Source organism: Ureibacillus thermosphaericus (genome assembly GCF_002370195.2).
GTDB classification, from domain to species: Bacteria; Bacillota; Bacilli; order Bacillales_A; family Planococcaceae; genus Ureibacillus; species Ureibacillus thermosphaericus.
The window spans coordinates 809,733-830,228 of record NZ_AP018335.1; the positions used below are offsets into that span (position 1 = coordinate 809,733).

The window sequence follows — 20,496 nt, forward strand, 5'->3', positions numbered from 1 at the left end:
ATGAAGGTTAATAATCGATTCCTACTTTTATCAGTGCTGATTTTCGCATGTTTCCTGCTGGTTGCATGCGCATCCCAAGCTTCTGACTCAGAAACAGACAAGAAAAAAGATAGTTTAGTATTGGCAATCGGCTCAGAACCGACCGATGGATTTGATCCAACGACTGGATGGGGGCGGTACGGTTCCCCATTGTTTCAAAGCACCTTGCTTACACTGGACCGAAATTTCAATGTGCAGCCGGATTTGGCCGTGGACTATAGCGTGAGTGAAGATGGATTGGAGTGGACTGTAAAAATTCGCGATGATGTGAAGTTTTCCGACGGTGAGCCGCTGACAATCGAGGATGTGATATTTACCTTTGAAACGGCCAAAAACAGCCAATCAGTGGTGGACTTACAAAACTTAAAAAAGATTGAAAAACTTGATGCCCAAACAGTGAAATTTGTTTTAGAAAGACCCCAATCGACCTTTTTATACACATTAACAATGCTAGGAATTGTGCCGAAACATGCCTATTCTGAAAACTATCGGGAAAATCCAATTGGCTCTGGACCATATAAGTTAGTGCAATGGGATAAAGGGCAGCAGCTGATTGTCGAGGAGAATCCTTATTATTACGGAAAAAAATCTCCTTTTAAGAAATTAACATTCCTCTTTTTATCCCAGGATGCCGCATTTTTAGCGGCAAAAGCGGGACAGGTGGATATTGTATCCGTTCCGCCAAACTTAGCGAAAGAATCCATTTCTGGAATGAAGTTAATCGCCTTGGATAGTGTAGATAACCGGGGGATTATGCTGCCTTTCGTAAAACCGGGATACGATGCTGAAAAAGGAATTGAAATTGGGCATGAGGTTACATCGGATCTGGCCATTCGAAAAGCGCTGAATATCGGCATTGACAGGGACAAGCTAGTGGAAGATGTTCTTGAAGGATTCGGCACTCCTGCTTTTTCGGTAGCGGACAAACTGCCATGGTGGAATGAAGAGACCGTTTTTGAAGATGGGGATATAGAAGCGGCAGAACAAATTTTAATGGATGCCGGATGGCGGAAAAACGCGGATGGAATTTTTGAAAAAGACGGAGAGAAGGCAAGTTTTACATTGGTATATCCCGCCAGTGACCAAACGCGCCAATCGTTGGCCATTGCATTTAAACAAATGGCCAAAGAAATCGGCATTGAGGTCAACACGGAAGGCAAAAGCTGGAGCGAAATCGAGGAAGTTATGCATTCAACGCCAGTCGTTATGGGATGGGGAAGCCATGACCCGATTGAAATTTACCACCTGTACCATAGCAAATACCGTGGCCAAGGCTATTCCAATGCTAACTATTATTCGAACAAAAAAGTCGACCAATATATGGACCAGGCTATTCATGCTATAACGCCGGAGGAAGCTAATGAATATTGGAAAAAAGCCCAATGGGATGGAGAAACGGGCTTTTCTGCTTTGGGCGATGCTCCATGGGTTTGGTTGGTGAATCTTCAGCACTTATATTTTGTGAATGAACATTTGAATATAGGCGAACAGAAGATACAACCCCATGGACACGGATGGCCGATAACGGAATTTATTGCAGATTGGACATGGGAAGAGTGAGTATGGAAAGAAGGTAGAGGGCATTGCAACTCTTGAATATAGGAAAATTTATTCTATTGCGCACATTGAAATTTGCCATATTGCTATTTGCCGTTGTCTTGTTCTCTTTCATACTCGTCAGCTTCTCGCCTGTCGATCCCATCCAATCCTATCTCGGGGCGGAGATGATGGTGGTCAGCGAAGAGCAAAAGGAACGACTTGCTGAATATTTCGGAGTCAATGAATCAAAAACACAGCAATTTCTTAATTGGTTGAATATGTTTTTGCATGGGGATTTGGGCACTTCCCTCTTATACAGGCAAGAGGTAATCGCCGTAATACAAGAAAGATTTCTGGCCTCTTTTGCATTAATGGCAATTTCATGGATAGTCTCTGGCATTTTTGGTTATGCATTAGGTGTCATTGCAGGGATGAATAAAGGAACGATGATAGATAAAGCCATTAAATCCTTTTGTTTCATCCTCGCTTCAACACCTGCCTTTTGGATAGGCATATTATTATTAATTGTCTTTTCCTTGTGGCTTGGTTGGTTTCCTATTGGTTTAAGCATGCCCATTGGAATGTTAGCTGAAGAAGTGACGGTATGGGACCGGTTAAAACATATCATTCTCCCTGCATTGACATTAAGTATTATTGGCGTTTCCAATATCACTTTGCATACAAGGCAAAAAGTGATGGACGTTCTCGAGAGTGAATTTATCCGATTTGCCCGGGCAAAGGGGGAAGAAGGTTTCCGGCTTTTTGCCAGACATGGTTTGCGAAATACGTTATTCCCTGCCATTTCTGTGCACTTTGCCTCATTCGGAGAATTGTTTGGAGGAGTAATTTTAGCGGAACAAGTGTTTACTTATCCTGGTTTAGGGCAAGCCATTGTTCAAGCAGGGTTAAATAGCGATGTTCCTCTCTTACTGGGAATCGTTGCGTTTAGTGCATTGTTTGTCTTTATTGGCAACCTATTAGCAGATTTATTGTATTACTTCATTGATCTGCGGATAAAAAATGGTGAAACGATATGAAAAATCAGTTTCTTTCTATTGATTTTGATAATACAAACTACAAAAGACGAGTTTTTTGGAAAATCATTGGACTTGTATGCCTCTTTTTGCTAGTTGCCCTAAGTGGTTTTTGGATTGGGGAAGAACAGATCGAAGCAAATATGGTTGAAAAGAATCTGAGCCCTTCCCTGGAACATCCTTTTGGAACAGATTGGCTAGGGCGTGATATGTTTTTTCGAACGCTTTCGGGGCTGCATTTAAGTTGGAAGGTTGGATTATTCGCAGCGGTCATAAGTACTGCTATTGCATTGACATTAAGCTTGCTATCATCGATCAATAAATTTTTTGATTCGCTTGTAACAATGCTCATCGATTTGTTTTTAAGCATTCCCCATCTCGTTGCTTTAATTTTAATTGCCTTTGTGTTAGGCGGAGGGGTAAAAGGCATTGTGATTGGGATTGCATTTACCCATTGGCCTTCGCTGACGCGGGTGTTGCGCGCGGAAATCTTGCAAATCAAATCAGCGGAATATGTACACGTATCTAGGAAGTTAGGAAAATCCCGCATGTGGATAATCCGGCATCACTACTTGCCGCAGCTAGCGTCCCAATTGTTTGTTGGCTTTATCTTACTGTTTCCACATGCCATATTGCATGAATCCGCCATTACTTTCTTAGGGTTTGGATTATCGCCGGAACAGCCCGCTATCGGCATAATATTATCAGAGGCGATGAAATATTTAACGATGGGCATGTGGTGGCTTGTTGTTTTTCCTGGTCTTTCATTGATTGGGATGGTCGTGATATTTGATGCGTTGGGCAATAACTTAAGAAAACTGTTGAATCCGAATTAAGAAAGGATTTCATTCATGCATATTGTTTATGAATTGAATCATGAAATACAGGAAGAAATAGAGAAAATACAAAACGATCTTTTGCTGGAAGTAAAAAATTTATCCCTCACCATTGAACGATTTGGCAAAGGATGGACAAGGGAACGTTTATATGTTATTCGAGACTTTCATTTAAAGATTCATCATGGAGAAGTAGTGGCAATTGTAGGTGCCAGTGGGTCAGGCAAAAGTTTGTTAGCGGACGCCATTTTAGGAATTCATCCGAAGAATTCAATTGTTGATGGGATGATAAAATACGAAAACGAACTGTTGACGGAGAAACGAAGAAAACGGCTTCGGGGCAATGATATTCTGTTGATTCCTCAAATGACCAATGCCTTAGACCCTTTAATGAAAGTTGGAAAACAAGTAAAGACGTTAATGAAACAAAACAATCATCAAAAAGCGGTGAAGCAAATTTTCCAAAAGGTAGGACTGGACCCAGATGTTTATGATCAAATTCCTTCCGCATGTTCAGGAGGGATGATTCGAAAAATTTTTATTGCCATGGCGTTGGCGAGTGAAGCGAAGTTAATCATTGCGGATGAACCAACGAATGGACTGGATTATGAATCATTAGATGAAATGTTATTCCAAATAAAAATGTTGGCAAAGGACAACAGGGGAGTAATCATGATTACCCATGATTTAGAAGCGGCAATGAAAGTAGCCGATAAAATATCCGTGTTCTATGCGGGGGAAACCGTTGAAGTGGTTGACAAAAAACATTTGAAAAAAGGCGGGAAGTTCCGTCACCCCTATTCCAGGGCATTGTGGAATGCATTGCCGCAAAACGGGTTTATTGCCATTGATAGCTCGCAGCCTTCCGCCACGGAAAAACTGACCGGTTGTTCTTTTGCAAAGCAATGTCCGAAAGCAACGACAAAATGCAATATGGAAAAGCCGTTATTAAAAGAGATTGGCCAAGACGAAATGGTTAGGTGCTTCTATGCTGGAATGTAAAAATATTGGTTTTTATTACAATCGTTCAAGTTGGCTGTTTCGAAACATCCATTTATCCATTGAACGGGGAGAAATTGTCGGCATATACGGTAAAAGCGGATCGGGAAAAACAACCCTAGCGAAAATTATGGCAAACTATCTTTCTCCTATGGAAGGGGAAGTTCTAGTGGATGGTGAAAAGAGCAATTTTTCGGAAGTGTACCCAGTGCAATTGATTTGGCAGCATCCTGAACAGGCTATCAATCCTAAATGGAAGCTTTCCAAAATTTTTGAGGAAGCAAAAAAGTTGGATCAAGAAATCCTCTCTATCCTTGGCATTAAAGAGGAGTGGCTCAATCGCAGGGCTCATGAGCTTTCTGGCGGCGAGCTGCAAAGGTTTTGCATTGCCCGCGCCTTTCATCCTGATACTCGGTACATTATTGCAGATGAAATCACCAGCATGTTTGATGCCATTACCCAAGCGCAAATTTGGCATGCCCTCATTCGGCTTGTAAAAGAGCGGAATATCGGAGTATTGGCCATCAGTCACCACATTTCCTTGCTGGAACGAATTAGCGATCGCATCATTGATTTTAATCAATTAAAGGGGGCGTCTGAAAAGTCATTTTGAGACGCCCCCTTTGCGGCTGTCGCATATGCTTTCGCCGCAGATAAATTGCGGCTGTCGCATATGCTTTCGCCGCAGATAAATTGCGGCTGTCGCATATGCTTTCGCCGCAGATAAATTGCGACGGGGAGGCGCGTTTTGTAACCACCGCAGGGAAAGTTTTTAGAGAATATTACTATAAGAAGTAAGGCTGTTCAGAAAGTGTTCGACTTTCTGGACAGCCCCTCAATTATTATGGGTTTGCTTTTTCAAGGGCAAGTCTTAAACCAAAACCAATCAAGATGGCACCAGTAATTCCTTCAATAACTTTTTGAGTGCGAGCATTTTTTATAAATGCACTAATATGATCGATTAAATAAATATAGAAAACGAACCACAGGGCCGTAAGAATGGTATAAGTAATTCCCATAATAAGGAACGGCATAAATGTATCGCTACTAGTATTTACAAATTGAGGGAAGAAGGTTAAGAAAAATAGTGCAACTTTAGGGTTTAATATATTAGTTAAAAATCCTTGTTTGAAACAAGATGTATTACTCAATGTACCTTCTTGCACAAATTCTACCTCTACTTCATCTTTCTTTTTTCTCAAAGACCAAAAAGTTTTAATTCCAAGATAAATTAAGTAAATGGCTCCAACATACTTAAAAATAGAAAATAAAAAGGCTGATTTTACAATGAGCGCAGATAATCCTAATATCGCGGCAGTAGTGTGAATTAGCAGGGCACAACAAGTACCTAAAGCAGTTTTCATTCCGCCAAATTTGCCACGAGTAACAGTGTTTTTAGTGACGATGGCAAAATCAGGGCCAGGTAAAAGGATTAACAAAACACACATCAAAACAAATAGAAAAAAGTTTTCCATCATTTCATTCCTTTCGAACACGAAATTTCAGAATATTTATTGTTAAATTGTATTCAGTATTAGTGTTTTTTTCAATGGCCAGAAGCAAGATAAAAAACATTTATTTTACAAGGTACGGTTATTCTACTATAATGGCACTAGAACAAATAATTGAATAACAAACAAATAGGTTTCTTAAATGTAAATTCATTACATTTAAGACTAAGAGGGAAGTTGGTGAAAATCCAACACGGTCCCGCCACTGTAATCGGGTAGGTAGTTGCAATTATCCACTGTGTTGTTGAACATGGGAAGGAGTAACAAACCGATGACCCGTAAGTCAGGAGACCTGCCTATTTGTATTTTAAACATCCTTCGAGGAAAGGGATGTTTAAAGAGCAGATACCAATTGAATGTATATGTGTCATTATGCATATGGTTAGAGTATACATATCTGCCTTTACAACGCTTTCCAAGAGGGGGAAGCGTTTTTTATTTTTTATAAAAGGAGGAGACGAAAGATGTTAAAAATGAATCGAGCAATACTTCTAGCATTAGTTTTATTATTAACCATCCCATTCATTGCTGGTTGTGCTAGCAATGAAACAAATGATAACACCCAGGAAACGGTGACAAAAGAAAACGAATCGAAGAATGCTACTTTCCCAGTTACATTTACTGATGATGCAGGCAGGGAAATTACGATTGAAGAAGAACCAGAAACAATCGTTTCCATTCAAACAAGTAATACGGAAATTGCCTTTGCTCTTGGACTAGGCGACAAAATTATCGGTGTTTCAGATTATTGTAATTACCCGGCTGAAACAGAAAATATTACAAAGGTGGGAGGACAGGACATTAATGTGGAGCTAGTTCTATCTCTACTTCCAGATATAGCATTAGTGACAGATTATCATTACAAAGCTCATCCGACGGTATTAAAACAATTTGAAGAGGCGGGTATTCAAACCATCGTCGTTGGTAGTGCAGCATCTTTTGAAGATGTTTATGAAAACATTGAAATGATTGGTTTAGCCACTGGAACAAAAGATAAAGCTTTAGAGATTATTGCTGATATGAAAAAACGTCATGAAGCCATTAAAGAGAAAGCGAAAGCCGTTGTAGATAAAAAAAGAGTTTGGGTTGAAGTATCACCAGAACCAGATATTTTTACGACTGGAAAAAATACCTTTATGCATGAAATGTTAGAATCCATCCAAGCCATTAACGTAGCAGGTGATCAAGTAGGATGGGTAAAGATGAATGAGGAAGAAATAGTAAAATTAAACCCGGATGTGATTATAACGACATACGGCTATTATATAGAGAATCCAAAGGAACAAGTACTTGCTCGTAATGGTTGGCAAGCGGTTCCTGCGGTAAAAAATGGCGAAGTTTACGATGTGGACAGCGATACAGTAACAAGACCAGGCCCTCGTTTAATTGAAGGAGTCGAAACTCTTGCGAAACTTATTTATCCTGAAATTTTTGAATAATAAAATTGGTTGGATTTATGTAGGGAGTGGTATTCTTTTTGCCGCGGCAATCATTTTAGGTTTATTTATAAGCAGTGTACCCGTTGCTGTGGAAAAAATTATCCACATAATATTTGAGAAAACCCTCCATATCACTTGGATGGAAGTACCAAAAAATGAGGAAATGATTATTTGGAATATTCGATTGCCGAGAGTCATCCTTGCCTTTTGTGTTGGGGCATCCCTATCGCTAGCGGGGGCTGCTTTCCAAGGCCTTTTACGAAATCCATTAGCAGATCCATATACAATTGGTGTATCATCAGGCGCCTCTTTAGGAGCAGTGTTAGTTATATTTTTCCAAGTTACCATAATAGGATTAGGAAATTTTACGCTTCCAATCGTCGCAATTGTAAGTGGTTTTATCACTTTATTAATTGTATTTGGGTTGGTAAGGCTAAGCAGTAGAAGTTTAGCAATCGAAACGATTGTGCTTGCAGGTATTATCGTCAGTTCCTTTATCAGTGCCATTGTCTCTCTAATCATTTCATTGGGAGATCGAGATGCAATGACCCAAATTCTTTATTGGTTATATGGGAGCGTTGGAATGAGAGGTTGGGAATACATACAACTCATCATCCCGTTTATGATATTGGGGACATTCATTTTGTTAATTCATTCTCGAGAATTAAATGCCTTTGCACTTGGTGAAGAGGCTGCAGATCATATTGGTGTCAATGTCAAAAGAGGCAAGACTATGATATTAATTGGTGCATCGTTATTAACTGGTGCATCGGTTGCTGTTTCTGGTTCCATTGGTTTTGTTGGTCTCGTCATCCCTCATCTTGTACGACTCCTTGTTGGACCAAATCATCGACATGTATTACCGTTGTCATTTATCATTGGTGGTACTTTTCTAATGTTTGCGGATTTGCTGGCTCGAATTGTTATTGCACCGCGAGAATTGCCAATTGGAGTTATAACAGCGATTATCGGTGCACCGGTATTTGCGTTTCTGCTAATAAGAGAAAAGATTGGAAGGGGCAAAAATAGATGCTAAAGATTCAAAATGTGACGGGTGGATATAGCAATAACCCGATCCTAAGAAATATTGATATAGAAGTACAAAATGGTGATTTTTTTGCCCTTCTCGGCCCAAATGGAAGCGGAAAAACAACGCTCTTTAAATTAATTACCGGTCAGTTGCCTATTCAAAAGGGGAAAGTATTGTTATCGGGTAAGGATCTCTCATCTTATTCAAAATTAGAAAAAGCAAAGAAAATCGCAGTTCTTTCCCAAGAAACTTCTGTTTCTTTTGACTATACAGTTGAAGAAATCGTCAGTCTTGGGCGATACCCTCATCAAAAAGGAATATTGAAAAATTTATCAAAAAAAGATTGGCATATAATTGAAGAAGTAATGGAACTAACGAAAGTAACCGAATTTAGGCATACTCAATTTCGAAAGATTAGCGGCGGTGAAAAGCAACGGGTGCTATTAGCAAAAGCGTTGGCTCAAGAACCGGAGCTACTACTGTTAGATGAGCCTACAAATCATTTAGATATAAAACATACCTTTCAACTATTAGATTTATTAAAAAAGAGGCAAGAAGAAAAAGGATTAACGATTTTTTCAATTTTACACGATTTAAATGTGGCATCGCTTTATGCAGACCGATTCGCACTGCTGTACAACGGTAGTTTATTAGAAGTTGGGGATGCAAGCTTACTAAAGGAAGTAGATACTTTAAATAAAATATATCAAGTACAAATCCATGTCCAACCGCATCCAACAGTCCCTAAACCGCAACTATTACTAGCACCAAGTTTACCGAATTCAACACATTCTACGTTCTTTAAGGGAAATTATAAAATAAACAACAATGAACAATTTGTTCATGTTCAATTTCAAAAACCACTACGAACGATATCAAATGGAATGGTAGGAAATGGTATACAGTGGATAAAAGATTATTGCATCTTTTCGTGTAAACAATATTCCACAATTCCCCCAGAGGAAGAAATACAAACCATCATGGAACAATATTCTATTACTCCCGAACAAACAGTTGCCACAATTGTTGAAGGGAACATAGGTGATGTCGTTGAAGTTGAGAGAGAAATTGAGGATACAAAAATTCTCATCATCGTTACACCTACGAAAATGAATGAAAAAATTCGCGGATTCAATATGATGGTTTTTATGGATGGATATTTTAACGAGGGAGCTTTAGTTAATAGTTTGCTTATTGCAACAAAAGAAAAAATGAAAGCAATGCAACAATTTGGAATGGATGAAGCTAATGAAACAAATGAGGCTCTCTATTTAGCGGTTACGCAAAAAGGTGATAAGTCAGTAACGCAAAGAGCTGTCGAGGCAACTTTGCGAGAGATGGTACAACTTGCTGTAAAACAAGTATATCAAAAAGAAAAAGTTGTTGTTTGATTGAACAATTGAATACTTTCAATAAAGGGGGAGTATGGTGAGATTAATCTCCATTTGTCCAAGCAATACAGAGCTAGTAGGTTATTTAGGTTTAACACCTTCACTTGTTGGAGTAGATGACTACTCCGACTGGCCAGAAGATATTCATCAATTACCGAGATTAGGTCCTGATTTAGATATTGATATAGATAAAGTAGAAGCATTGCAGCCTGATTTAGTATTGGCATCCCTCTCAGTACCGGGCATGGAAAAGAATATTGAAAGGCTGGAAAAACGGAATATTCCATATTGTATAGTACCTAATCCAAACACATTAACGGAAGTGGGAGAAAGTTTATTATTCGTTGGCAATGCAACAAACACAAAGGACAAGGCCAAGGAATTGTACGATCAATATATTCATTTGCTTGAACAATATCGCAGTTTATCAGAACAAGTTGATAATCCAAAAACCGTTTACTTCGAATGGTGGGCAAAACCGATTTTTACCCCTGGTGCAACGAATTGGTTAACCGAAATGTGTGAGCTTGCTGGAGGGCGAAATATTTTCCAAGATATACACAAATCAAGTGTCCAAACAGATTGGGAAGAAGTGAAAAGCAGAAATCCAGACGTATTTTGTGTGGCTTGGGTAGGAGTTGAAACGAAAAGAGTCAATCCAAAAGTAATATTAAAAAGACCAGGTGTACATGAGATAAAAGCAATTCAAATCAATGAATTATATATTTTAGAAGAATCTTTATTTTGCCGTCCTTCACTAAAACTCGCACAAGGTTTAGTGAAATTAGGTTCTATCTTACATCCTCATATTTATCCTTCGTATGATCAAAAGAAAGATCCATTATTAGATAATAAGTAAATCCTGCTCATAGAGAGTAGGATTTTTTGTTTGGTTGCAATCATTCAATTATAGCTATTAAGATTCATCTTAAAGGATTAGTGTATCAAAAAATGGTTAAAGTTAATGATAGAAAAAACTCAAGGGGGACGGACATGAAGATTTATATTCCTTTTTTAATAATTGCTTTAGTCTTAACTGGTTGTTCACCTAAACAACCACCGAAAGCAAATGAACAAAAGACTGAAACTACAGCAAGCCAACAAATAGAAATCATAGCAACTGATCTTCTAATTCCGTGGTCCATCAACAAAATAGGGAATACATTCTACCTTTCTGAGCGTGGCGGAAATATTGTAAAAGTAGAAAACGGACAAGTGGAAAAACAGCAAGTACAACTCGAAAAACCTCTTTCAACGGCATCGGAAGCTGGATTTTTAGGATTTGTCTTAGCACCAGACTTTGTCGAATCAAATCAGGCTTACGGATATTACACTTACGAAGATGATACAGGTCAATTTAATCGCATTGTTCGCTTAAAGCTAGAAAATGATACTTGGAGAGAAGAGGAAGTACTACTAGATCAAATTCCAAGTGGACGGGTTCATCATGGAGGTCGACTTAAAATTGGCCCAGATGGTAAACTTTATGCAACAACTGGCGATGCATTACAGTCTGATAGCGCTCAAGATGTTAACTCATTAGGTGGAAAAATTCTCAGACTTAACTTAGATGGATCGATTCCATCCGATAATCCTTTTCCTAACTCTTACGTATATAGTTTTGGACATCGAAATCCTCAAGGTTTAACATGGGCACCAGATGGAACGATGTATGCAAGTGAACATGGCAATAATGCGAATGATGAAATAAACCGTATTGAACCTGGTAAAAACTATGGTTGGCCAGAGATTGAAGGAACTAGAGAAAAAGAAAATATGGTTGCTCCTCTCTTTACATCAGGCTCAGACAATACGTGGGCTCCTTCCGGAATTGCCTATTTTGATAACAAGCTTTACGTTGCCGCTTTAAGGGGTAGTGCTGTATTGGAATTTAACTTAAATACTGGTGCAAATAGAGAAATCGTTAATGGACTTGGTAGAATTCGTGATGTCTTAATTGAGGAGAATAACTTGTACTTTATCACCAATAATACAGACGGTCGTGGAAACCCAGAAAGAAATGATGATAAATTATATCGCATTTCGCTATCAGCTATCGATTAAATCAAAAAGATTGGAAAAACATGGGGCTGCTCACAGTCATGATTCCTTGAGAGCCCCATTATTGCTCACTTTTTAAACGGATTTTTCCACTCCATTAACACTCCATAATTACAGGATTCTTCATCTTCTAAATAGTTTTCAACAATCGCAATAGGGACACGCCCGCAACTTAACAGAAAAGTGATAACGGGATCTTGTAATGTTCCGTTGATGACCGCCTCTAAATACTCTTCCACACTCATCTTATCCGCATATTTGCTATAGCCCGGTATTCTTCCACCACCTAAAAGGCGATCTAGTTTCTTTTCGATTACAATATGATACATTGTCTGCATCATGAGTTTACCAAGGCCTAATGAACGAAAGCTTGGTCGAACACAAATATCGACAATGTATAAAGTATTTCCATTTGCATCATGATTTGTAATATAACCATTGTCGGTTATTTCTGCCCAAGAATGTTTTGGTTTGGCAGGGTCAAATTGTACACAGAGACTTGTTAAGGAACTAGCTAGTTTTCCATCAATTTCAACACATATAGCACCTTCGGGAAAAATATTAATATGATTTTTTAATTGTTTTTCATTCCACAACAGTTCTTGTGGAAATGGCGGAGGGAAAGATTCAACTTGAAGGTCGATTAGTTGTGTAAAATCTTCTTTTTTATAATTACGAATGACGATAGGAACGGCTTTTTGTCCGATTAAAATAAACTGTTCGCTTCTGTACATGGATTCTCCTCCTCTACCAATCCGTATATAAATCGGTTCTACGATCTTTCCAGGTTGTTACTGAACCATGGTTCCTTACTTCATAGAGAAGGTTTAAATCTAAATCAGCGGTAATAATCATATCTTGATTGACTTCTCCTTCTGCTAAAACCCCTTTTGGAGGGAAAGGAATATCATTAGGAGTGATAATAGCTGCTTGACTAAAGTTCGATCTCATAAAGTCAACAGTCGGAAGTGAACCTACTGTTCCAGATAGAACGACATATACTTGATTTTCTATTGCCCGAGCATGACTTGTATATCGAACACGATAATACCCGTGTTGGTTATCGGTACAGGAAGGACAAAAAATGATATCGGCTCCTCGCGCTTTCGCTATACGTACAATTTCAGGAAATTCAATATCGTAACAAGTTAAAATCGCAATCTTTCCATATTTGGTGTCAAAAATTTTTAATTCTTCTCCTTTTGCCATATTCCAAGCGCTGATTTCAACTGGCGTGATATGCAGCTTTTCTTGTCGCATAATGCGGCCTTCAGGGTCAAAGAAAAATGCGGTATTTCGTAGTTGATTGTTAACTTCTACTACATGTGTTCCGCCGATAATATGGATATTGTATTTTTTAGCTAATTTAAGAAATAAATCTTCATATTGTTCTGTATAACTAGGTAAATCATGGATTGTTTGATTTGAACCATTTTGCTTTTTGAAAGAAAGTAATTGAGTTGTTAAAAATTCTGGAAACACGATAAAATCCGAATCAAATTCCAAAGCGGTTTTGATGTAGTGTTCACATTGCATGGCAAAATCTTCGAATGATTGAATCGTGTGTAAATGATATTGAACTGCAGATACTCTTAATTTCATATGCTTCGCTCCTTTATTGCAGTAATTGAAAGTCCGGATATTGCTTTCCATACTGTATTTTTTATGATGAAATGAAGTAGAAAATACTTATAATGAAAACTTTAATTTTTTGGGGGATGGCTATGTGCGGTCGATTTACGTTGTTTTGCTCGTATCATCAGTTGATTGAAGAATTTGATGTAGCAGAGGCTTTTTCCGAAGAGTTATATAAGGAAAGTTATAATATTGCTCCAAGTCAACAAATTGTAGCAATCATTAATGATGGAGATAAAAATCGTATGGGGTTCTTAAAATGGGGATTTCTTCCTTCGTGGGCAAAAGATGAAAAGATAGCATCGAAAATGATCAATGCTCGTTCTGAAACTGTCGACGAGAAACCAAGTTTTAAAAAATCATTTTATGAACGGAGATGTATTATCCCGATGGACTCCTTTTACGAATGGAAAAGGGAAGGAAATTCGAAAGTCCCAATGCGAATAAAGAGGAAAGATGACGCAGTATTTGCAGTTGCGGGATTATGGAATACTTGGCGGAGTCAAGAGGGAGAAAAGATTCATACGTGTACGATCTTAACAACGAAGGCAAATGAATTAATGGCCCCAATCCATGACCGAATGCCGGTCATTTTAAATAAGGAACAGCAAAAAGAATGGTTAGACCCTCATTTAAAGGGGCGAGAGAAATTAAAATCGCTGCTTAAACCTTGCCCTTCAGAGTGGTTAACTGCCTATCCAGTATCTAATCTAGTAAATTCTCCGAAAAACAATTCAAAGGAATTAATTGAAAGAGTTTCTTTATGATAATAAAGAGGCTATCTAGATAGTCTTCTAGATAGCCTTATCTTTTAAATTGTTTGACTCCCCATGATTTTTAGCATATATTGATGGGATTCTTCTAAAGTAGTCATGGTGTTCATCATAGAACATGCGGCATCAAGAATAGGAAAAGCAAGGGCTGCTCCTGAACCTTCACCTAATCGCATATTCATATTCAACATAGGCTCTAACCCTAATACCTCGTTTACAATTTTTGCTCCAGGCTCTTCTGAAAGATGGGATGGAATAATGTAATCCTTCACTTTCGGTTCTAATTTATAAGCAATAAGTGCAGAAACTGTGGAAATAAAACCGTCCACTACTACAGGAATACGATTTGCTGCAGCACCTAGGACTACGCCTGCCATTCCCCCTAATTCCAAACCGCCAACTTTCGCTAACACATCAATTGGGTCATCTGGATTTGGCGTATTTATGTCAAGAGCTCTTCGAATGACGTCAATCTTATGTTGAAGACTATCTACCCCAGCTCCCATACCTGTTACAATAGCCGGGTCACAACCACAGAATGCTGATAGGACAGCACTACTTGGAGTGGTATTACAAATTCCCATTTCTCCAGTTGCTAAAACATGGATACCTTGTTTCACTTGTTCATTGGCAATTTCAATACCTACTTCAATCGCTTGAATCGCTTCTTGTCGTGACATTGCTGGTCCCTTAGCCATATTATCCGTTCCGTATTTCACTTTTTTGACGATGACTCCAGAATCTTTTGGTAAATCTTCTTTAATGCCAATATCTACTGGAACGACTTTTGCACCTGCTGCTTTTGCAATAGCACATACTCCTGTAAAACCTTTAGCAAAGCCAATTGCCTGCATTACCGTTACAAATTGGGGGTTATTTGAAACATTTTCTTCATATACACCGTGATCCGCAGCTAATGAAATAACCGCTTTATTGGATACATCAAGCTCTAGTTTCTCAGTTATTCCAGCAAGTTGTATCGCGATTTGTTCTAATTTTCCTAAACTGCCTGGCGGTTTACAAAGAGCATCTACTCTTTCTCTTGCTTTTTCCATCACTTCTTTATTAAGTTGTTTAATGTTTTGTAATGTCGATTGCAATAGTTCCAATTGAATCTCCTCCATCGATTATTGAAATAAGAAAAGTCTGCAGTTTATTGGCATGCCAAATAAACTACAGACTTTACCATCGTACTGTATGTTTTCAAGTAATTAGGCAGGTCTCCTGGCTTAGGTTCATCGCAAATATAGGCCTTCCCAGTTTCCCAGTGGCATTTTCTATATTGCTCCCCGATACAGTGGTGGGTCCGCTAAAGATTCTCACTTTATTCCCTATTCTCCCTAAAAAGGGCACCTAATTACATAGATATACTTTTTAAATAATCTAAAATGAAATGAAACTTTAGTCAAGTTTTTTGAAAACTTCCATTGCCTAAAAGATTATTTTAGTGGTGAAATATTATGGAATCTATTCAGTTATAGTTGGAAATGTAAGGGTATCAACTTGACGGTTAGTATACAATTGTATACAAAAATTAAACGATGGTAATAAAGAAAAGGAGTAACAAAATGCGTGCAGCGTTAAAGCTTTCAAAATATTTAAAGCCCTATAAGCATTTTGCGATTTTAGCGCCGATACTTATGGTGTTGGAAGTAGCGATGGATTTAATTCAGCCAACGATTATGCAGAAAATAATCGATAAAGGAATTGCAACGAATGATACACAGTATATCATTATGATGTTTGCTGCAATAATTTTGTGTGCAATGATAGGATGGCTTGGAGGTGCAGGTTGTACATATTTCAGTTCGAAAGCGGCGGTAAACTTTGCATCTGATGTTCGAGCGGATTTATATGAAACTATTACATATTTTGCGAATAGCAATAAGGACAAGTTCACTTTAGGAAAATTGATTACCAACTTAACAAATGATATCGAAAGGTTGCAAAGGGCCTTAAACATGTTATTAAAAATATTCGTTCGCGGGCCTTTTATGTTTGTTGGGGCGGTCATTGTCGTATTTTTTACGGCAAGAGATTTATTTCCAGTACTATTTTTTGTGGTGCCTGTATTAATCATCAGTTTATATATTTTTATTCAATTATCGATTAAGCTGTTTCGAAAGGTGCAGGAATCAATCGATCAAGTGAATACACGTGTGCAGGAGAACTTGGCGGGGATTCGCGTCATTAAAGCATTTAACCGTATGCGATATCAAATGAAGCAATTTGCAACTGTCAATCATCAATTAACGAAACGCAATATGACGGCAGATCAAGTGGTAGCTGCCTTAATGCCGATTACCCAATTTGTTGTCAACATCGGAATTGTACTTGCACTTATGCTTGGTGTCGTGAAAGTTGATGCAGGAGCTATTGAAATTGGGGTAATTGTTGCATTCATCAACTATTTGATGATGATTATGAACGGCCTTATGAGTTCCAGCAACGTACTGATTCAAATTGCGCGGGCTATACCAAGTGCAGAACGTGTCGTTGTCGTATTGGAAGAGCAGTCTGATATTACGAATATTGAAAACCCAGTGAAAAAAGAAATTCAAGGAAATGTGAAATTTGACAAGGTTAGTTTTTCTTATAACAAACACGTTGAACCGGTGTTGAAAGAGATTTCCTTTGAAGCGAAAGCCGGCAGTACAGTAGGGATTATCGGTATGACAGGCAGTGGAAAATCGACATTAATCAAATTGCTCGGTCGACTCATGGATGTCGATGAAGGAACTATTTACATTGATAACATTCCCATACAGCAATATGACATTGACATGTTAAGAAATGCTATGGCTTTTGCCCCACAAAAGGCAACATTGTTTTCAACAACGATTGAAGAAAACTTAAAGTATGGAAAAATTGACGCAACTAAAGAAGACATTCAAGAAGCGCTCTTTGCATCAAACGCCTTTGAGTTTGTGGAAAAATTGGATCATAAAGAACAACATGAATTAACGCAGGGAGCTACGAACTTATCCGGTGGGCAAAAGCAACGTTTGGCAATGAGTCGTGCAATTATAAGAAAACCAAAAATTTTAATATTAGATGATACAACATCAGCGGTAGATAGCATCACTGAAAAGATTATCCAGCGAAACATGAAAGAAGCTCTTAAAGACAGTACGAAATTTATCGTATCATCAAAAATTTCTTCTATTAAACACGCAGATTTGATTCTAGTGCTAGAAGACGGTCGAATTGTTGCTCAAGGAACCCACGAAGAATTACTGAAAATGAGCGAGCATTATAAAGAGATTGTAGCAACTCAAGTTGAAAGGGGAGGTGCGATTGATGAATAAGCTACAAGAATCCCTTACAGGTAGAGGTAGTGGTCGAGGCCGTGGTCCAGCAGCAAAGGCTAAAAATCAAAAGGCTACAATTAAAAGGATTTGGAGTTATTTAAAGAAACAAAGACTCAGCATTAATTTTGTTATTATTCTTGTGCTGATTACATCGATGTTAAATATTTTAGGGCCTTTGATGATTGGTGTTATTATAGATAACTATATTCTTCCCCTCGACATTGAAGGAACTATTCGGATGGGAATGTTGCTTGCAGCAATTTTTATCGCATCATCCTTATTAACTTGGTTGCAAACTTTTGTCATGATTCGAGCATCTTTAAAAACAATTCAAAATTTGAGAATCGAACTGTTTGAGAAAATGCAATCATTGCCGATTTCGTTTTTCGATCAAAAACAGCAAGGCGATTTGATGAGCCGCATGACGAACGATATCGACAATTTGAATTTCGCTCTTTCCCAAAGCGTCATTCAAATCGTATCGTCTGTATTATCTCTTGTAGGTACCGCCATTGCGATGGTGTATTTAAACTGGATATTAGCCATTGTTACCCTTTTGGTCGTTCCGTTAATTGTTTGGGCTACAAAACAGATTGTGAAACGTAGTAGCATGAATTATCGAAATAGACAACGAGATTTAGGAAATTTAAATGGATTTATTGAAGAAACGATTTCTAATTCGGAAGTTGTGACGCTCTTTGGAAAAGAACAACAAACTATTCAACAATTTAAAGAGGCGAATGAGAAGTTGCGCTATTCTGCAATGCAATCAGAAATAGTATCTGGTTTGTTAGGACCAACCAATAACTTTATCAATAACCTCGGACCAGGTTTAATTGTTGGAGTTGGTGCTATTATGGCGGCCAATTCTCTCGTTACGGTAGGTGTTATAACGTCATTTTTAACATATGCAAGACAGTTTTTCCGCCCAATTAACCAACTTTCAAACTTATTAAATACTTTTCAATCTGCAATTGCTGGAGCCGAGAGGGTATTTGAAGTACTAGATGAACGAATTGAATTAATGGATTCACCACATTCTCTTCCTAGACAACCTCTAGAAGGAAATGTTGAATTTCGAAATGTCAGTTTTTATTATGTAAAAGATAAGCCGGTGTTAAAAAACATTTCATTTCAAGCGAATGCTGGTGAAATTGTTGCTCTTGTTGGCCCAACTGGTTCAGGGAAGACAACCATCGTACAGTTATTAAGCCGTTTTTATGATGTAACTGAAGGAGAAATTTTAATAGATGGTGAAAATATTCAATCTTACTCAATGGAACATTTACGAGATTCAATAGGTGTTGTATTGCAAGATACGTATTTATTCTCAGGAACGGTAAGAGAAAACATCCGATATGGAAAACTAGATGCTACCGATGAGGAAGTAGAAATGGCAGCAAAAATCGCCTATGCCCATTCCTTCATAAAATATTTGCCGGAGCAGTATGATACATTGCTTGAATCAGGTGGTAAAAACTTAAGTCAAGGGCAAAGACAACTGATTGCGATTGCACGAGCTATTTTAAAAGATCCGGATATTCTAATTTTGGATGAAGCCACTTCAAGTGTTGATACAATGACAGAAGTGCATATTCAAAAAGGATTAAACAATTTAATGCAAGGCCGCACGAGTTTCGTCATTGCCCACCGTTTAAAAACAATCGAAAATGCAGATCGAATCTTAGTCATAAAAGATGGAGAAATAATCGAGCAAGGAAATCATAATTCCTTAATGTCTTTAGATGGATTTTATGCCCAATTGCATAATCAATATCATCAAGTAGAAATTTAGCAGTAAACTGTCCCACTAATGTTTATAAAGCATAGGGGGCAGTTTTTTTCTATCATCATCAAATTTCGGATACATGAATAAAATATTTGAGTTTAGTAAAGTATACAGTTTGTGTCTTTCAGGAATCATTTTAAATCTATTCGTTTCTTAATAATCATTTGAATTTTAAGATGACTGAAACAAAGATTAGGATGAACAAAGTCTTTTAACAAGCAAGTTGGGTAATAAAAATAATCAACTTTTTATAGAAATTCTTTACGCATACAAGCCTTCCTTTCAGCGTATAGTAGTGCAAAAGGTTGCAAAAGGCGGTGTAGTAGATTTGAAACGATGGATTGCACTAATTGTCATTTTGCTCTGCTGTTTTTTAGTGGTTATGTATGAGACAAGCGCATCCGACAATCGATTTTTCCTTCCGGAGCCGCTTGGTGGGGTGAAAATCGTTGTGGATGCAGGTCATGGTGGGATTGATGGGGGAGCATCGGCAGAAAATGTTATTGAAAAAGATATTACGTTAGCAATTGCAAAAAAGGTTGAACAAAAATTAAAACGAATGGGTGCGGAAGTTGTGATGACAAGAACTTCAGATGGCGATGTTCTTTCGGAACACGCACCAAGTGAAGAGTTCTCTACATTAAGAGAAAGGAAAAAACAAGATATTTTCTTAAGAGAAAAAATTGTAAAAGAAAATGAGCCCGATATTTTCATTACGATTCATGCAAATGCTATCCCAGAAGAAAAGTGGCGAGGCGCTCAAGTATTTTATCATAAAGAAGGGCACCCAAACAGTGAGCTGCTAGCTAAAGCCATTCAATCTTCAATAAGAGAAAAGTTACAAAATACAGATCGAGAGGCTTTGGCAATCAAACAAATTTATCTACTGAAAAAAACCGAAGTTCCTGCGGTTTTGGTGGAAACTGGATTCTTAAGCAATCCTGAGGAAAGAAGTTTATTGGCAGATGAAAAGTATCAAGACAAAATGGCAGATGCAATTGTTAACGGAATTGAAAATTATGTAAATTTGGAGATTGAATAAGCAATATCGCTATGATTAAACACTTGGTATGTTATACTTATACTATCAATCGGAAGCTAATATAGGG

General features: G+C 37.9%; 18 protein-coding genes and 2 riboswitches. Of the genes, 14 read left to right on the forward strand and 4 right to left on the reverse strand.

Features of this window, described 5'->3' with window-relative positions:
- The 5 genes from UtA1_RS03920 to UtA1_RS03940 all read left to right on the forward strand — a co-directional run bounded on the left by UtA1_RS03920 (position 1) and on the right by UtA1_RS03940 (position 5,060).
- Positions 1 to 1,599, forward strand: a complete 1,599-nt coding sequence (locus UtA1_RS03920; protein ID WP_096550103.1) for an ABC transporter substrate-binding protein — start codon at positions 1 to 3, stop codon at positions 1,597 to 1,599.
- Between the two features lie 164 nt (positions 1,600 to 1,763).
- Positions 1,764 to 2,615, forward strand: coding sequence for an ABC transporter permease (locus UtA1_RS03925; protein ID WP_408647318.1), 852 nt, complete (start codon positions 1,764 to 1,766; stop codon positions 2,613 to 2,615).
- Positions 2,612 to 3,448: an ABC transporter permease gene (locus UtA1_RS03930; RefSeq protein WP_096550104.1), complete on the forward strand. Its 837-nt coding sequence runs from the start codon at positions 2,612 to 2,614 to the stop codon at positions 3,446 to 3,448. Before UtA1_RS03925 ends, UtA1_RS03930 begins: the two co-directional genes overlap by 4 nt.
- Before the next feature lie 15 nt (positions 3,449 to 3,463).
- Positions 3,464 to 4,450 (forward strand): oligopeptide/dipeptide ABC transporter ATP-binding protein, encoded by a 987-nt coding sequence (locus UtA1_RS03935; protein ID WP_096550105.1) that lies wholly within the window; start codon positions 3,464 to 3,466, stop codon positions 4,448 to 4,450.
- A complete protein-coding gene (locus UtA1_RS03940) occupies positions 4,437 to 5,060 on the forward strand; it encodes an ABC transporter ATP-binding protein (RefSeq protein WP_096550106.1) in 624 nt (207 codons plus the stop codon). The genes UtA1_RS03935 and UtA1_RS03940 overlap by 14 nt, the downstream gene beginning before the upstream one ends.
- Positions 5,061 to 5,289: 229 nt before the next feature.
- Here UtA1_RS03940 and UtA1_RS03945 read toward each other — a convergent pair whose 3' ends face one another.
- Positions 5,290 to 5,922, reverse strand: coding sequence for a LysE family translocator (locus UtA1_RS03945; protein WP_096550107.1), 633 nt, complete (start codon positions 5,920 to 5,922; stop codon positions 5,290 to 5,292).
- A 150-nt stretch (positions 5,923 to 6,072) separates the two neighbouring features.
- A riboswitch (cobalamin riboswitch) is annotated at positions 6,073 to 6,272 on the forward strand.
- A 150-nt stretch (positions 6,273 to 6,422) separates the two neighbouring features.
- Between UtA1_RS03945 and UtA1_RS03950 the strand changes: the two genes are divergently transcribed.
- The 5 genes from UtA1_RS03950 (at position 6,423) to UtA1_RS03970 (ending at position 11,882) form a co-directional block, all read left to right on the forward strand.
- A complete protein-coding gene (locus UtA1_RS03950; protein ID WP_096550108.1) occupies positions 6,423 to 7,397 on the forward strand; it encodes an ABC transporter substrate-binding protein in 975 nt (324 codons plus the stop codon).
- Positions 7,363 to 8,433, forward strand: coding sequence for a FecCD family ABC transporter permease (locus UtA1_RS03955; protein WP_096550109.1), 1,071 nt, complete (start codon positions 7,363 to 7,365; stop codon positions 8,431 to 8,433). The genes UtA1_RS03950 and UtA1_RS03955 overlap by 35 nt, the downstream gene beginning before the upstream one ends.
- Positions 8,427 to 9,818 (forward strand): ABC transporter ATP-binding protein, encoded by a 1,392-nt coding sequence (locus tag UtA1_RS03960; protein ID WP_096550110.1) that lies wholly within the window; start codon positions 8,427 to 8,429, stop codon positions 9,816 to 9,818. Before UtA1_RS03955 ends, UtA1_RS03960 begins: the two co-directional genes overlap by 7 nt.
- A gap of 37 nt (positions 9,819 to 9,855) precedes the next feature.
- Positions 9,856 to 10,677, forward strand: a complete 822-nt coding sequence (locus UtA1_RS03965; protein WP_096550111.1) for a cobalamin-binding protein — start codon at positions 9,856 to 9,858, stop codon at positions 10,675 to 10,677.
- Between the two features lie 134 nt (positions 10,678 to 10,811).
- A complete protein-coding gene (locus UtA1_RS03970; RefSeq protein WP_096550112.1) occupies positions 10,812 to 11,882 on the forward strand; it encodes a PQQ-dependent sugar dehydrogenase in 1,071 nt (356 codons plus the stop codon).
- A 65-nt stretch (positions 11,883 to 11,947) separates the two neighbouring features.
- Here UtA1_RS03970 and UtA1_RS03975 read toward each other — a convergent pair whose 3' ends face one another.
- Together UtA1_RS03975 and UtA1_RS03980 are read right to left on the reverse strand one after the other, a co-directional pair.
- Positions 11,948 to 12,613: a GNAT family N-acetyltransferase gene (locus UtA1_RS03975; protein WP_096550113.1), complete on the reverse strand. Its 666-nt coding sequence runs from the start codon at positions 12,611 to 12,613 to the stop codon at positions 11,948 to 11,950.
- A gap of 13 nt (positions 12,614 to 12,626) precedes the next feature.
- The gene (locus UtA1_RS03980; protein ID WP_016839504.1) at positions 12,627 to 13,481 is read right to left on the reverse strand and encodes a carbon-nitrogen hydrolase family protein; all 855 of its coding nucleotides are present in this window, start codon (positions 13,479 to 13,481) and stop codon (positions 12,627 to 12,629) included.
- Between the two features lie 122 nt (positions 13,482 to 13,603).
- Between UtA1_RS03980 and UtA1_RS03985 the strand changes: the two genes are divergently transcribed.
- Entirely contained in the window at positions 13,604 to 14,281 is a 678-nt protein-coding gene (locus tag UtA1_RS03985) for an SOS response-associated peptidase (RefSeq protein WP_096550114.1), read from the forward strand.
- Between the two features lie 44 nt (positions 14,282 to 14,325).
- Here the strand turns inward: UtA1_RS03985 and cobT are convergent, their stop codons facing one another.
- A complete protein-coding gene (gene cobT / locus UtA1_RS03990; RefSeq protein ID WP_096550115.1) occupies positions 14,326 to 15,396 on the reverse strand; it encodes a nicotinate-nucleotide--dimethylbenzimidazole phosphoribosyltransferase in 1,071 nt (356 codons plus the stop codon).
- 88 nt (positions 15,397 to 15,484) lie between these two features.
- A riboswitch (cobalamin riboswitch) is annotated at positions 15,485 to 15,659 on the reverse strand.
- A gap of 196 nt (positions 15,660 to 15,855) precedes the next feature.
- On the opposite strand from cobT, the gene UtA1_RS03995 reads away from it, so the two are divergent.
- The 3 genes from UtA1_RS03995 (at position 15,856) to cwlD (ending at position 20,429) form a co-directional block, all read left to right on the forward strand.
- Entirely contained in the window at positions 15,856 to 17,595 is a 1,740-nt protein-coding gene (locus tag UtA1_RS03995) for an ABC transporter ATP-binding protein (RefSeq protein ID WP_096550116.1), read from the forward strand.
- Positions 17,588 to 19,393 carry an ABC transporter ATP-binding protein gene (locus UtA1_RS04000; RefSeq protein ID WP_096550117.1) on the forward strand — a complete coding sequence of 602 codons (1,806 nt, stop codon included), beginning with the start codon at positions 17,588 to 17,590 and terminating at the stop codon, positions 19,391 to 19,393. The genes UtA1_RS03995 and UtA1_RS04000 overlap by 8 nt, the downstream gene beginning before the upstream one ends.
- A gap of 322 nt (positions 19,394 to 19,715) precedes the next feature.
- Positions 19,716 to 20,429 (forward strand): N-acetylmuramoyl-L-alanine amidase CwlD, encoded by a 714-nt coding sequence (cwlD, locus tag UtA1_RS04005; protein WP_016839509.1) that lies wholly within the window; start codon positions 19,716 to 19,718, stop codon positions 20,427 to 20,429.
- Positions 20,430 to 20,496 lie beyond the last annotated feature (67 nt).